This window comes from Pseudomonas sp. Con_6 (assembly GCF_059379395.1).
In genome coordinates this window covers 3,412,338-3,427,448 of record NZ_CM182011.1, presented here as the reverse complement: position 1 = coordinate 3,427,448, position 15,111 = coordinate 3,412,338, and the positions used below count along the sequence as shown (strand labels likewise).

At 65.6% G+C, this 15,111-nt stretch carries 10 protein-coding genes; 8 read left to right on the top strand and 2 right to left on the bottom strand.

Annotation, left to right across the window (positions count from 1 at the left end):
- Nucleotides 1–8: 8 nt before the first annotated feature.
- Entirely contained in the window at nt 9–689 is a 681-nt protein-coding gene (locus AC5QPF_RS15310) for a methyltransferase domain-containing protein (RefSeq protein ID WP_494964029.1), read from the top strand.
- On the opposite strand, the gene AC5QPF_RS15305 is transcribed toward AC5QPF_RS15310, so the two are convergent.
- Together AC5QPF_RS15305 and AC5QPF_RS15300 are read right to left on the bottom strand one after the other, a co-directional pair.
- Nucleotides 663–842, bottom strand: a complete 180-nt coding sequence (locus AC5QPF_RS15305) for a hypothetical protein (protein WP_494964028.1) — start codon at nt 840–842, stop codon at nt 663–665. The genes AC5QPF_RS15310 and AC5QPF_RS15305 overlap by 27 nt on opposite strands.
- Nucleotides 843–912: 70 nt before the next feature.
- Entirely contained in the window at nt 913–1,155 is a 243-nt protein-coding gene (locus tag AC5QPF_RS15300; RefSeq protein ID WP_494964027.1) for a hypothetical protein, read from the bottom strand.
- A gap of 140 nt (nt 1,156–1,295) precedes the next feature.
- On the opposite strand from AC5QPF_RS15300, the gene AC5QPF_RS15295 reads away from it, so the two are divergent.
- The 7 genes from AC5QPF_RS15295 (at nt 1,296) to AC5QPF_RS15265 (ending at nt 15,095) form a co-directional block, all read left to right on the top strand.
- Nucleotides 1,296–1,676 (top strand): Rid family hydrolase, encoded by a 381-nt coding sequence (locus tag AC5QPF_RS15295; protein ID WP_494964026.1) that lies wholly within the window; start codon nt 1,296–1,298, stop codon nt 1,674–1,676.
- A gap of 113 nt (nt 1,677–1,789) precedes the next feature.
- Entirely contained in the window at nt 1,790–3,781 is a 1,992-nt protein-coding gene (locus AC5QPF_RS15290; RefSeq protein WP_494964025.1) for a U32 family peptidase, read from the top strand.
- 589 nt (nt 3,782–4,370) lie between these two features.
- Entirely contained in the window at nt 4,371–5,408 is a 1,038-nt protein-coding gene (gene bcsQ / locus AC5QPF_RS15285; RefSeq protein ID WP_494964024.1) for a cellulose biosynthesis protein BcsQ, read from the top strand.
- Nucleotides 5,405–7,630 carry a UDP-forming cellulose synthase catalytic subunit gene (gene bcsA / locus AC5QPF_RS15280; protein ID WP_494964023.1) on the top strand — a complete coding sequence of 742 codons (2,226 nt, stop codon included), beginning with the start codon at nt 5,405–5,407 and terminating at the stop codon, nt 7,628–7,630. The genes bcsQ and bcsA overlap by 4 nt, the downstream gene beginning before the upstream one ends.
- Entirely contained in the window at nt 7,627–9,921 is a 2,295-nt protein-coding gene (bcsB, locus tag AC5QPF_RS15275) for a cellulose biosynthesis cyclic di-GMP-binding regulatory protein BcsB (protein WP_494964022.1), read from the top strand. The genes bcsA and bcsB overlap by 4 nt, the downstream gene beginning before the upstream one ends.
- A 3-nt stretch (nt 9,922–9,924) precedes the next feature.
- The gene (bcsZ, locus tag AC5QPF_RS15270; RefSeq protein WP_494964021.1) at nt 9,925–11,121 is read left to right on the top strand and encodes a cellulose synthase complex periplasmic endoglucanase BcsZ; all 1,197 of its coding nucleotides are present in this window, start codon (nt 9,925–9,927) and stop codon (nt 11,119–11,121) included.
- On the top strand, nt 11,097–15,095 hold the full coding sequence (locus tag AC5QPF_RS15265) for a cellulose synthase subunit BcsC-related outer membrane protein (RefSeq protein WP_494964020.1): 3,999 nt from the start codon (nt 11,097–11,099) through the stop codon (nt 15,093–15,095). Before bcsZ ends, AC5QPF_RS15265 begins: the two co-directional genes overlap by 25 nt.
- Nucleotides 15,096–15,111: the final 16 nt, after the last annotated feature.

Sequence of the window (15,111 nt, the reverse complement as noted above, 5' to 3'; positions counted from 1 at the left end):
CTCTGACGATGACCGACGACGATTCCGAAGCGCTGATCCTGTCCAGTTGGCAGACCAATGCCGAACCCTGGATCACTGCCGTGCGCGAGGCACAGATCGAGAGTCGCCGCCTGGTCACCGACCGGGCCATGCTCGCCGCCATCGACGCCTGCCGTCCACACAACGTGCTCGACCTTGGCTGCGGCGAAGGCTGGCTGTGCCGGGCCCTGCATGGCTGGGGCATACGCACCTGGGGCGTGGACGCCACCGCGAGCCTGGTGGACGCGGCACGGGCGGCAGACCCGGCGGGCGACTACCAGTGCCTGGACTACGCCACGTTCAGCCAGCAGCCGCCCACGCGCCAGGTGGACCTGGTGGCGTGCAATTTCTCGCTGTTCGGTGCAGAGGAACTGGGCCAGTTGATTGCGAGCCTGCCACGGGTGCTGAAGCGCGACGGCCATCTGGTAATCCAGACGCTTCATCCGCATGTCGCCTGCGGTGATGCGTTTTACGCCGATGGTTGGCGACAAGGCTCCTGGGCCGGCTTCGATGCTGCCTTCCGTGACCCGGCGCCGTGGTATTTCCGCACCCTGGAAAGCTGGGTGGGGCTACTCACTGAAAGCGGTTTGCGCCTCGACAGCCTCGGCGAGCCGCTGCACCCGGTCAGTGGCAAGCCCGCCTCGCTAGTACTCACCGCCCGCGTCGCCTGAGACACCCCAGGCGCTCATCAACGGACCGTCGGGGGCCGCCACCGGATCGGCCTCGGGCAAGGCGACCCGGGCGATCCGCGCTTTCGAATCAGCCTGGCTGGCGCTGCCAGGGCGCTGGATATCGTAGTCCTCCTGCCCGCGTGGCGCCGTCATCGTGGAACTGCAGGCGCCGGACATCGCCCGGCTCATCGAACTCGCTCATCGTTCACGTCTCCTTGCGGCTTCATGCGTCGGGGTCCGCCAAGCGGGCATCGAGGGCATCTTCCAGGGCGCGGGCATGGCCGCCGTTGGCCAGCGCCTTGAGCGCCATGTATTCGTCCCAGTCCACCACGCCGCTGCTCAGCAGTTCCTCGGCGCCCTGCAACAGACTGCCGTGCCAGGCATCCGGGGAGTCAAGACGGTAGCCGTCGTCCAGCAGCATGGCGTGCCAGGCCTGGAGTTCCGGACGATGGGGTTTGTCGTTCATGGTCGTGTGTCCCGTTGCGGTGCCTATGAGTTCAGAGCCCTTGCAGGTGAATGACGTTCAATCCGTGCGGGCCTCATTCGCTTGAACGCAACACACCCCGTACACTGTCCGGCCGTGCACCCACCCTTACAGAGACCCCAATGGCCAACCAGGACATCACCTACATCCCCGACCCGGATCCCGAGTCGATCTCTTCCGACGTCACCGCGTTCAACGGCATCCTCATGTCCACCCAGATCCCCACCCGCGCCGACGGCAGCCTGGAACTGGGCGACATCACCGCGCAGAGCGAATGCACCCTGCTGGCGCTGAAAGTGGCCCTGGAAAAGGCCGGCAGCTCCATGGACCGGGTCCTGCACCTGACCATCTACCTCACCGACATGGCCGATCGCCCGGCGTTCAACGAGGTCTACCAGCGCTTCTTCAGCAGCCCATGGCCGGTACGCGCCGCCGTCGGCGTGGCCGAACTGGCCGTCGAAGGCATGAAGGTGGAAGTCACCGCCATGGCCGCCAAGGCCTGACAGACCGCGGTCCCGCGCCCTGCGGGACCGCCATCGGGCAGCATTGGGATGCCCGTAGGACATTTCGCGGCTACAATGCGCGCCTTGACCGTGCCAAAGCCTAAAAAAACACTATGTCCTTGCCCAAGAATCACCTGGAATTGCTCAGCCCTGCCCGCGATGTCGCCATCGCCCGCGAGGCCATCCTGCATGGCGCCGACGCCGTGTACATCGGCGGCCCGAGCTTCGGCGCGCGGCACAACGCCTGCAACGAAGTCAGCGAGATTGCCGAGTTGGTGAAGTTCGCCCGTCGCTACCATGCGCGGATCTTCACCACCATCAACACCATCCTCCACGACAACGAGCTGGAACCGGCACGCAAGCTGATCCACCAGCTCTACGATGCCGGCGTCGACGCGCTGATCGTCCAGGACCTGGGCGTCATGGAGCTCGACATCCCTCCGATCGAACTGCACGCCAGCACCCAGACCGATATCCGCACCCTGGCCCGGGCAAAATTCCTCGACCAGGCCGGCTTTTCCCAACTGGTGCTGGCCCGTGAGCTGAACCTCAAGGAAATCCGCGCCATCGCCGACGAAACCGACGCGGCGATCGAGTTCTTCATCCACGGCGCGCTGTGCGTGGCCTTCTCCGGTCAGTGCAACATCTCCCACGCGCAGACCGGACGCAGCGCCAACCGCGGCGACTGCTCCCAGGCCTGCCGCCTGCCGTACACCCTGAAGGATGAAAAAGGCGGCGTGATCGCCTACGAGAAGCACCTGTTGTCGATGAAGGACAACAACCAGAGCGCCAACCTGGCCGCCCTGGTGGACGCTGGCGTGCGCTCGTTCAAGATCGAAGGTCGCTACAAAGACGTGGGCTATGTGAAGAACATCACCGCCTATTACCGCCAACTGCTCGACAACATCCTCGAAGGTCGCCCGGACCTGGCACGCGCCTCCAGCGGCCGTACCGCGCACTTCTTCGTTCCCGACCCGGACAAGACCTTCCACCGCGGCAGCACCGACTACTTCGTCAGCGAGCGCAAGATCGACATCGGCGCCTTCGACTCGCCGACCTTCACCGGCCTGCTGGTGGGCACCGTGGAGAAAGTCGGAAAGCGCGATATGCAGGTGGTCACCCATGAGCCGCTGTCCAACGGTGACGGCCTCAACGTGCTGGTCAAGCGCGAAGTGGTCGGTTTCCGCGCCAACATCGCCGAGCCCAAGGGCGAGTTCGAGGAAGACGGCGAGAAGCGCTACCGCTACCGCGTCGAGCCCAACGAGATGCCGGACGGCCTATACAAGCTGCGACCGAACCATCCACTGAGCCGCAACCTCGACCACAACTGGCAGCAAGCCCTGCAGAAGACCTCGGCCGAGCGCCGCATCGGCCTGTCCTGGCTCGCCCGCCTGCGCGAGGACGGCCTGGAAGTGACGGCCACCAGCGAGGAAGGCATCAGCGCCAGTGCACGCCTGGACGGTCCGTTCGGTGCTGCCAACAAGCCTGAGCAGGCGCTGGAGCAGTTGCACGACCTGCTCGGCCAACTGGGCACCACCCAGTACCATGCCGACGCGGTCGAACTGGACGCACCACAGGCGTTCTTCATTCCCAACTCGCAGCTCAAGGCCCTGCGCCGCGAAGTGATCGAGGCTCTGACCGAGGCCCGTGTGGCGGCCCACCCGCGTGGTGGCCGCAAGGCGGAAACCACGCCGCCGCCGGTGTACCCGGAGTCACATCTGTCGTTCCTGGCCAACGTCTACAACCACAAGGCCCGCGAGTTCTATCACCGTCACGGTGTCGAACTGATCGACGCGGCCTACGAGGCCCACGAAGAGCCAGGCGAAGTGCCGGTGATGATCACCAAGCACTGCCTGCGCTTCTCCTTCAACCTGTGCCCGAAACAGGCCAAGGGCGTGACGGGTGTGCGCACCAAGGTGGCGCCGATGCAACTGGTCCATGGCGATGAAGTGCTGACCCTGAAGTTCGATTGCAAGCCTTGCGAGATGCATGTGATCGGCAAGATGAAGGGTCATATTCTCGACCTGCCGCAGCCGGGCAGCGCCGTCGTCGGGCATATCAGTGCCGAAGACCTGCTGAAGACCATTCCTCGCGCGCCTCACTGAGGCGCCTTCAGGCATTTTTCTTGCCTGCTTTGTAAACGCCATCACTGTGGGAGCTGGCCTGCCAGCTCCCACAGTGATGGCGTTACGCCTGCCTTCCTCCCGGCCATCCGACCGGTAACAAGCGCCCATTTGCGCAAATTGTAGGAAATCTTGCTATCATCTGTACGCTTTTTCCTACAAGACCTCAGGGCAACCCCTTGATTTTCCTGTAGGGAAAACCCTTGATTCCTACTCAACTTTTGGGATTCACGGCCGAAGCCATGGAAGCAGGCCGAGTTAGAGCGGTTCAGAATAAAGTCAAAAATTAGGCGCTTTATTTTTGCTGTCAGCACAATCCGCGAACGGCAACCGTAAATACACAATTTATTGACACAGTTATTTTGATATCACACCCTTACGCACTTGGAAGTCCTTATCTGCCCTTCTGTAGTCCAGATAGCCGTAGGCTGGAAGTACATATATGAGTCAAGCAGACGATATTGGAAATTTGTTCCACAGATTCGGAGCAAGTGCTGACAGTTATAAGGAAATAAACACTGAGTTCGAGTATCTCGAGCCGGCGACGCCCGTTGCCGAGCCAAATTCGCCAGTGAAAGCCGTTGCAAGGAATCTGGTCGAGCTCAAGCGCCCGCCCGCCCCCGTAGCCGCCGTGCCCATGCAGGCTGCCGCGCCGTCTCCGAGCGCCCCGCTTCCCGCTCCAGCACCGCTTGCAGCCGCGGTCGCAGCCCCTGCGGACGCACCCGCGGGCTCCCTGAGCGAACGCCTCCGGGCCCTCGCCCACGAGCGCCGCGCCCAGGCCGAAGCCCACAACCGCCGTGCCCTCGACCGTGCGCTGCGCACGCAATCGGCACCACGTCCACAAGCCAGGGTGATCGCCGTGCTCTCGGCCAAGGGCGGGGTCGGCAAGACCACCCTGGTCGCCGCACTCGGCAAACTGTTGCAGCGTCCCGCCGGGCGGACCCTGGTCCTCGATCTCGATGCGCAGAATGCCCTGGTCAGTCATCTGCAACTGCCCCGCGCCAGCGCCGGCATCAACCAGGCCCGGTTGAATGACCTCGGTTGGAGTGAAGTGATCTGCCACAGCGCCAGCGGCGTCGATTGCCTGCCCTTCGGTCCTAGCAACGCCGCCGACCAGCGCGCCTTCGAAGCACAACTGGCAAGCAACCCGACGTTCCTGCTGGAACAACTGGCCGACCTCGACCTGGGCAAGGACGACCTGCTGCTGATCGATACCCCCAGCGGCGCGTCGCCGTGGCTGCACCCGGTGCTGACGATCGCCGACCAGGTGCTGGCCGTGACCCTGGCCGATGCCGCCTCCTATCTTGTCCTCGACAAGCTGCAAAGCTGGCTCGCGCCGCTGCCCGTCAGCCACTGCGCCTTCCTGGTCAACCAGGTGGACCCGCGCAATCCGCTCAGCGAGGACATGAGCGAAGTCCTGCGCCAGCAACTGGGCAACCAATGGCTCGCTGCCGTACCGCTCGACCACCAACTCGGTGAAGCCCTGGCCTTTGACCAGGACCCCTTCCAGCAACCGGTCGACAGCCCCGCCTGCCAGGCATTGCGCAGCGTCGCCGCCGACCTGGCCCAACGAATCGAGCAGCACCGCGAAGAAACCAGCGCCTCATGACCGCACAACTCAAACCGACGCCGGCCTTGCCGACGTCCAGGGGAGCGCGGGCGCAGGCCTGGCTCGCCCGGATGGAAGCCCTGCCAAACGGCCTCAAGCTCACCCTGAAGATCCTCACCGCAGTGCTCGGCTTGCTCCTGCTCGTCGCCGTGGTCACCGCGCCGCTGGATCTGGAGCGCCAGTTCGCCTTTGCCGGCCTGTGCTTCGGCCTGCTGCTGATTCTGCGCAAGGTTCCCGGGCGCCTGGCGGTGCTGGCGATGATCAGCCTGTCGCTGATCGCCACCCTGCGCTACGTTTACTGGCGCCTGACCGATACCCTGGGCTTCGACAACTGGCTGGATATGTTCTTCGGCTACGGCCTGGTCGCCGCCGAGACCTATGCCCTGGTGATCCTCGCCTTCGGCTACCTGCAGACCGCCTGGCCGCTCCAGCGCAGGCCGAAGCTGCTGACCCTGCCACCGGAACAATGGCCGGTGGTGGACGTGTTCGTTCCGACGTACAACGAAGAACTGAGCATCGTCAAACTCACGGTACTCGCCGCCCAGGCCATGGACTGGCCGCGGGACAAGCTGCGGGTGCACGTCCTCGATGACGGCCGCCGCGAGGAATTCCGCGAGTTCGCCCGGCAGATCGGGGTCAACTACATCGTTCGCGATAACAACCGCCACGCCAAGGCCGGCAACCTCAACGAGGCGCTGAAGGTCACCGACGGCGAGTTCGTGGCCATCTTCGACGCCGACCACGTGCCGACCCGCTCGTTCCTGCAGGTGACCATGGGCTGGTTCATCGCCGACCCCAAGCTGTCGCTGCTACAGACCCCGCACTTCTTCTTTTCCCCGGACCCGTTCGAGAAGAACCTCAACACCTTCCGTTCGGTGCCCAACGAGGGTGAGTTGTTCTACGGCCTGGTACAGGACGGCAACGACCTGTGGAACGCCACCTTCTTCTGCGGCTCCTGCGCGGTGATCCGCCGTACCCACCTGCTGGAAGTCGGCGGCGTGGCGGTCGAGACCGTGACCGAAGACGCCCACACCGCCCTCAAGCTCAACCGCAAGGGCTACAACACCGCCTACCTGGCCATCCCCCAGGCGGCGGGCCTGGCCACCGAAAGCCTGTCACGCCACATCAACCAGCGAATCCGCTGGGCACGGGGCATGGCGCAGATCTTCCGTACTGACAACCCCTTCACTGGCAAGGGCCTGAGCTTCGGCCAGCGGGTCTGCTACGTGAACGCCATGCTGCACTTCTTCTACGGGTTGCCGCGCCTTGTATTCCTCACCGCGCCCCTGGCCTACCTGATCTTCGACGCGAAGATCTTCCATGCCTCGGCGATGATGATCACCGCCTACGTGCTGCCGCATATCTTCCACGCCAGCCTGACCAACTCCAGGATCCAGGGACGCTTCCGCCACTCGTTCTGGAACGAGGTCTACGAGTCGGTACTGGCCTGGTACATCATGCGCCCGGTGCTGGTAGCCCTGATCAACCCGAAGATCGGCGGCTTCAACGTCACCGACAAGGGCGGGATCATCGAGAAGGACTACTTCGACTGGAAGCTGGCCCGGCCCTACATCATCCTGCTGACCCTGAACCTGATCGGCATCGTCTGCGGCGTGGTCCAGCTGGTCATCGGCGATCCGGACGCCGTGGTGACCATTGTCATCAACCTCGGCTGGACCCTGTACAACGTGATCATGACCAGCGCTGCCGTGGCAGTGGCCAGTGAAACCCGCCAGGTTCGCACCGAGCCGCGGGTGCATGCCGAACTGCCGGTGCGCCTGACCCTGGCTGACGGTCGCGAATTCGACAGTACCACCCTCGACTTCTCGCAGAGCGGCGTCGGCGTGAAGCTGCCGGAAGGCCTGGTGCTGGACAAGGACAGCGAGCTCACCGTCACCCTGCACCGCCAGGGCCAAGCCTGCGAGCTACCAGCGCGGGTGATGTTCTCCCGCGGCGGCATGGCCGGCATGCGCTTCAAGCCGCTGACCCTGCGCCAGCAGAGCGATATGGTTCGCCTGACCTTCTCCCGTGCCGACACCTGGGCCTCGACCTGGGGCGGCAGCAAGGTCGACACCCCGCTGCACGCCCTGCACGCCGTGAGCAAGGTCGGCATGCGTGGCATGTACGACCTGGCCCAGGCCACTTTCGCCGCCTTGCGTCACCGCCGTTACCGGCGCAAGAGCGATACCCCGAACACCGCAACCGTATTGGAAACCCCATGACCGTACCGGCCACCTGGATCAATCCGCTGCGCGGTCCGCGCACACTGCTTGCCTGTGCCCTGCTGCTGACCAGCGCGCACGCCGTCCATGCCGAGGAAAGCCCGGCCGCGGTCGTGCCTGCCGACGTCACCGCGACGCCGGCTGCCGATGCCGGCGGTTACCGCATGAGCTTCAAGGAACTGGGCAAGGACTACACCATGAGCCTGCGCGGCATCGACTCGTCCGACACGGTCAACTTCGACATGCGTGCCGACGAGGTGGTGACCGGGGCCCAGCTCACCCTGCAGTACAGCTATTCCCCGGCGCTGCTCAGCGATCTCTCGCAGATCAATATCATGGTCAACGACGAAGTTGCCGCCAGCCTGCCACTGCCGAAAGAAACCGCCGGTTCCGTGCAGAAGCAGACGGTGGAGATCCCGCCGTACCTGATCACCGAGTTCAACCGGCTCAGCGTGCAGTTGGTCGGCCACTACACCATGCAGTGCGAGGACCCGCTGCACTCCAGCCTGTGGGCCAAGATCGGCAGCGATAGCCAGTTGAGTATCCAGGTCTCCCAGGTCGAGCTGCCTAACGACCTGGCCGCCCTGCCCCTGCCATTCTTCGACCCGCGCGATCGCCGCGCCTTGACGTTGCCGTTCGTGTTCGCCGCAGCACCGGACAATACCGTGCTGGAAGCCGCCGGAGCGGTGTCGTCATGGCTCGGCGCCCTGGCCAGCTATCGTGGCGCGCGCTTCTCCAGCGAGCTGCAGCACCTGCCGGCCAAGGGCAACGGCATTCTCCTGGTCAACAGCAGCCAGGCCAGCCACCTCGACGGTCTCGACCTGCCAGCGGTACAGGGCCCGTCCCTGGCCGTGGTCAGCAATCCCAACGACCGCTTCGGCAAGCTGCTGGTCATTGCCGGTCGCGACAGCGACGAGATCAAGCGCGCCGCCACCGCCCTGGTGGTGGGCAGCCGCAACCTGTCCGGGCAGAGCGTGCAGGTCGACGCCGTCGACATCCTGGTCCCGCGCAAACCCTACGACGCTCCCAACTGGCTGCCCACCGACCGCCCGGTACGCCTCGGCGAACTGATCCAGCCGCGCCAGCTCAGCGTGTCTGGCTACGCCCCAGCGATGATCACCGTGCCGGTGCGCCTGCCGCCGGACCTGTTCAACTGGCGTGAAGACGGCGCCCGTCTGAACCTCAAGTACCGCTATACGCCGCAACAGACCTCGACCAACTCGTCGCTGATAGTCAGCTTCAACGACCGCTTCATCCGCTCGATGAACCTGACCTCGGTACAGAGCATGGGCGCCGCGCAAAGCCTGCTGGCGGCGCTGAAGAAGGACGACAGCCTGGTACGCGAGGCCAGCATGCTGCTGCCGCTGGACGCGGTGGCGCTGCAGTCGCGCCTGCAGTTCCGCTTCATGTACGACTACATCAAGCAGGGCGAATGCGGCGACATCATCATCGACAACATGCGCGGTGCCATCGACCCGGACTCGACCCTGGACCTGAGCGGCTATGACCACTTCATGGCCATGCCCAACCTCGGCGTGTTCAAGGACAGCGGCTTCCCCTTCACGCGCATGGCCGATCTGTCACAGACCGCCGTGATTCTTCCCGATGGCGCCGGCCCGGCCGACTGGAACGCCTACCTGACCGTGCTTGGGCGCTTCGGCGAATCCACCGGCTACCCCGCCACCGCAGTCAGCGTGGCCCAGGCCGACGGGGTCGCGGCGCTGGCCGACAAAGACCTGCTGGTGCTCTCTTCCGGAGCCAACCAGCCGTTGCTGGAAGCCTGGGCCGAACACCTGCCGAGCCGGACCGTGGAGAACAAGCGCTATGTCGAGTTTTCCGATCTGCCCCTGCGCCTGCGCGAGTGGATCAGCCCCGATCCGGTGGCCAACCTGCGCAAGGCCCGCGGCGCCCTGACCCTCAGCGGCGACAACGGCGCGTCCTGGGTCAGCGGCTTCGAATCGCCACTCAAGAGCGGGCGCAGCGTGGTGCTGTTGAGCAGCCCGCAAGCGCAACAACTGGGAGAAATCACCGACGCCCTGATCGGCGGCGAGCGCTACACCCAGGCCCTGCAAGGCAGCCTGGCGGTGATCAAGGGCCACAACATCCAGTCGCTGGTCGCCGACGAGTCCTACTACGTCGGCCATCTCGGCCCGTTCAAGTACCTGCAGTGGCTGCTCTCGCGCCACGTGTTCCTGCTACTCGGCCTGACCGTAGCGGGCATCGCCCTGGTCAGCCTGGCTGCTTACTTCTCGCTGCGGGCCGTGGCCCGTCGCCGGCTCAAGGACGCCTGACCCATGGACCTGTTCAAGCCCCCCCTACTGGCCGCCGCGCTGGTTGCCTGCCTCCTGCCGGCAACGAGCCAGGCCGCCGACGCCTGCGGCGTGGCCGACTGGACGCTGTGGCAGAACTTCACCCAGCACTTCATCCAGCCGGATGGCCGCGTGCTGGATGCCAGCACACCACAGTTGCACAGCTCGTCCGAGGGTCAGTCCTACGGGATGTTCTTCGCCTTGGTGGCCAACGACCGCAACAACTTCGACCGCCTGTGGGCCTGGGCCAAGAACAACCTGGCCGGCAGCGATATCGGCAACAACCTGCCGGGCTGGTGGTGGGGCAAGGACGACAAAGGCCAGTGGCGCCTGCTCGACACCAACTCGGCTTCCGACGCCGACCTTTGGTTCGCCTACGCGCTGTTCGAAGCGGCGCGGCTGTGGAAGGACGACGGTTACGCCAAGGAAGCGACCTTGCTGCTGGACAACATCAAGGCCCGGGAGGTCGCCGATCTGCCGGGACTGGGCAAGATGCTCCTGCCCGGCGCCCAGGGCTTCGCCAAGCCTGATCATTTCTGGCACCTCAATCCCAGCTACCTGCCGGTGCCGGTGCTGCGGCGCCTGGCCCTGGCCGATCCGCAAGGACCGTGGAACGAGATCGCCAAGTCCACCGCCACATTGATGAAGAACGGCAGCCATAACGGCTATGTCGCCGACTGGGTCGGTTATCGCGGCACCGGTCCCGGCACCGGGCTGTTCGTGGTCGACCCGGTCAAGGGTGAGCTGGGCAGTTACGACGCCATCCGCACCTACCTGTGGGCCGGCATCACGCCGACCAGCGAGCCACTGGCCAAACCGATCCTCGACAGCCTCGGCGGTATGTCGCAGAGCGTGGCGACCCAAGGCACACCGCCGGAAAAAGTTCAGGTGAAAAGCAACACCAGCACCGGCGACGGCCCCTACGGCTTCTCTGCGGCGCTATTGCCCTACCTCAAGGCCCGCCAGCAACCGTGGCTGGTGGAGCAACAGCGCGCGCGGGTCGACACACTGATGGCGCAAAGCTTCAGCCCTGCCGCCGTTCAACTACGCCAACCGCCTTACTACGACGTGGTCCTCAGCCTGTTCGCCCTTGGCTACATGGATGAGCACTACCGCTTCCTCGCCGACGGGAAGCTGCAACCTCTCTGGGAGACTTCATGCGCGCGCGCCGCCAAACCCTAGCCGTCGGCCTGCTGGCCGCGCTGATCCACAACGGCGCCCACGCCGAACTGAGCGAGAACGGCAAGGCTCTGCTCGAACAGGGCCAGTACTGGCAGGCGCGCAAGGACAATGCGCGGGCCAGCGAGGCTTGGCGCAAGCTGCTGCTGATCGAGCCGCAGCAGGCCGATGCCATCTACAACCTCGGCCTGATCGAGCTGGACGGCAAGCGTCCCGACGTTGCCAAGCGTTATCTGCAACAGTTGCAGACCGCCCACCCGGATTCGCGCCAGGCTTTGCTGCTGGAACAGGAGATCCGCCTGCACGGCGAGGCCAGTGGCGAGCGTCTCAACCAGGCGCGGGTCGAGGTGGAGTCCGGCGAAGGCGAGAAAGCCGTGGATACCTACCGCGGTCTGTTCGACGGCAAGGCCCCGCAAGGCGACCTCGCCCTGGAGTTCTACAGCACCCTCGGCTACACCGAAGGCGGCTGGCAGGAAGCGCGCCAGGGCCTGGAACGCCTGCTGCGCCAGGAAGGCGACAACCGCCGGGTCAAGCTGGCCCTGGCCAAGCTGCTGCTGAGCAACGAAAGCACCCGCGCCGACGGCCTGCGTCGCCTGGCCTCGTTCCGTGACGATCCGGCGATCGGCAGCCAGGCCGTGGAAGCCTGGCGCCAGGGCCTGTCGTGGCTGGGCGGGAGCAAGGCCGACATGGCCCTGTTCGAGGAGTACCTCAAGGTCTACCCGGACGACGAGGAAGTCCGCGAGCAGATGCGCACCGGCCAGCGCCAGGCGCAATCCACCTACCAGCAGAACCCGCACCTGCAACGCGGCTTCAAGGCCCTGGAAGGCGAAGACCTGGTCGCCGCCGAGCAGTCGTTCCAGGCGCGTCTGCGCGAAGCCCCGCAGGACGCCGACGCCCTCGGTGGTCTCGGTCTGGTGCGCCAGCGCCAGAAGCGCCTGGCCGATGCTGACGCGTTGTTCCGCCAGGCCATCAAGCAAGGGGGTGGCAGCCGCTGGCAGGCTGCCCTGCAGGCCAACCGCTACTGGAGCCTGCTCGACGAAGCCGCCGCCGCCCGCGAAAACGGCGATCCGGACAAGGCCCGCGAACGGCTGCAACGTGCCATCGCCAGCAACCCAAGGGAAGTCCAGGGCCTGCTCAACCTGGCCGACCTGCAGGCCGCCGAAGGCCAGTTCGAACGCGCTGAATCTACCTACCGCCAAGCCCTGGCCCTGGACGCCGGGCAGCCCGACGGCCTGCGCGGGCTGGTCAGCGTACTGGCACAGAACGGCAAACTCGGCGAAGCCCAGCGCCTGATGAACAACCTCAGCGACGCCCAGCGCGAGCGCCTTGGCGACCTGGGCAAGTTGCGCGCGGCCATCGCCGTCGGCCAGGCCAAGGACGCCGAGCGCCGGGGTGACCTGCCCGGCGCACGCCAGGCCCTGGAAGACGCGGTGCGCAACGATCCGCAAAACCCGTGGACGCGCTCCGACCTCGCCGAGCTCTACCTGAAGGCCGACGCACCGAACAAGGCCCGGCAAACCATGGACGAACTGGTCCAGGCCAACCCGAACAAGCCCGACGCCCTGTATGCCGGCGCGCTGTTTGCCAGCCGCCAGCAGCAATGGCAGAAAGCCGGACAACTGCTCGCGCGCATTCCCGCCAGCCAGCGCAGTGCCGCGATGCGCAATCTGGCCGACGAGATCGAACTACGCCAGTTGGCCAGCCAGGCCTCGAGCCTTGCCAAGCAAGGCAAGCGCACCCAGGCCCTGAGCCTGCTGCAACGCGCCGAAAGCGGCGTGAGCGGCAGCCCGGACCTGTACGCGGCCCTGGCCGGTGCCTATATCGACATCGGCTACACCGACCGCGCGGTAGCCCTGTTGCGCAATGCCATTGCCCAGAGCAGCAAGCCGAGCCCGGCCCTGCGCATCGCCTATGGCGGTGCCCTGCTCAAGGCCGGCGACGATGTCCAGGTCAGTCAGATCCTGCGCGACACCCGCAGCCTGCCGCTGAGTGCCGGCGAGCAGCGCAGCTACGACGATCTGCTGTTCCAGTACACCGTGCGCCAGGCCGACCTGCTGCGCGAGAAAGGCGACCTGGTCGCCGCCTACGACACCCTCGCCCCGGCCCTGGCCCAGCGCCCGGACGATGCCCAGGCGGTGTCGTCGCTGGCGCGCATGTACCTGGACAACCGCAAGCCGCAGAAGGCCGTCGACCTGTTCCAGCCGCTGCTGGCCAGCCAGCCGGACAATGCCGATGTGCAGATGGGTGCGGCCATCGCCTACCAGCAGAACGGCCAGCCAGGCCTGGCGGAAAAGTCCATCGAGCGCGGCCTTGAGCTGGCGCCTGAAAACCCGCAAGTACTGACCACCGCGGCGGCCTGGTATAAAAGCCGCGGCAAGCTCGGCCGGGCCCAGGAGCTTTATGCCCAGGCCCTGGCCCTGCAAGCGCCGAAGGAAGAGTTCGTCGACAACCCGTTCGGCCAGGCCATCGCCGCCAACCCCTTCGTTGGCGAACCGGGCCAGCGCAAGGCTTCGCGCCTGGGCGACGTGGCCCTGAACGAGATTCCCGAGCCTGCGCGGGTGCAGAGCAAGACTCGCGCCGCCGCCAGCAAGGTGCATGAAGAGGAACGCTTCGACGAACCGGTGCTGCTCGCCAGCCGCGACGACGAACCTGGGCAACGCCGCCGCGCGGTGCCGGTGGACGAGCCGGAGCGCGCGGTGGTCAACCCGGACCCGCGGGCGGCCATCGAGACCGAGCTGGCCAGCCTGCGTGAAACCCGCAGCCCGCAGATCAAGCAGGGCGCGACGATTCGCGGCAACAACGGCGAAGGCGGCCTGAGCAAGATCACCGATGTCGAGACGCCGCTGGAGATCAGCTTCCCGATCGGCGACGACCGCATGGCTGTCCGGGTGACCCCGGTGTCGCTGAATGCCGGACAGTTCCACGCCCCCAGTGGCAGTGCTCCGCGCTTCGGTGGCTTCACCGCGGCCCAGGGCGAGGCGGTCCTGGCCCAGGACCTGGCGGGCCAGCTGGCAGACATGGACACCCTCCTGAACGACAGCGCCGGCTCACAGAAGGATGCCGGCGTCGGTCTCGCCGTGGCCTATGAAAAGCCGTCCCTGGGCCTGAAGACCGATATCGGCACCACGCCGATGGGCTTCCGTGAAACCAGCATGGTCGGCGGCATCAGCCTCGACCGGCCGTTCGCCGAGAACAGCAACTTCCGCTACAACCTCAACCTGTCGCGCCGGGCCATGACCGACAGCCTGCTGTCCTTCGCCGGTGCCCGCGATGCCCGTACCGGCGTGCAATGGGGTGGCGTCACCGCCAACGGCCTGCGCGGCCAGGTCAGCTATGACAACCAACGCTTCGGCGCCTATGCCTACGCCGGCTGGGCCAAGTTGACCGGCGAGCATGTCGACGACAACGAACGCCACGAACTGGGCAGCGGCATCTACTGGTACCTGCTGAACAACCAGGACGCCCGCCTCACCGGTGGCCTGAGCCTCTCGGCATCGAGCTACGCCGATAACCAGAGCTTCTTCACCTACGGCAACGGCGGCTATTTCAGCCCGCAGACCTTCTTCTCGATTGGCGTGCCCTTTGCCTGGGCTCAGCGTGGCGCGGACTGGAGCTACCAGATCCAGAGCTCCCTTGGCGTGCAGCATATCGAGCAGGAAGGCGCACCCTACTACCGCGACAAAGGTGCCCAGTCTGCCCTGGAAAACCTGGCCACGACATACATGGCCAACAACCCGGGCAGTGTGGTCTACACCCGCTACGAAGAGCAGAACAAGACCGGCATCGGCTACTCGCTGAACGCCAGCGGCGAATATCGCCTCGGCGACGGATTCTTCTTCGGCGGCAGCCTGGGCGTCGACAACGCCCGCGACTATCGCCAGTTCACCGGTGGCCTGTACCTGCGCTACCTGTTCGACGACGCCGGCGGGGCCATGCCCCTGCCCGTCAGTCCTTACCGTTCCCCCTATTCGAACTAAGCCAGACAAGGAGATT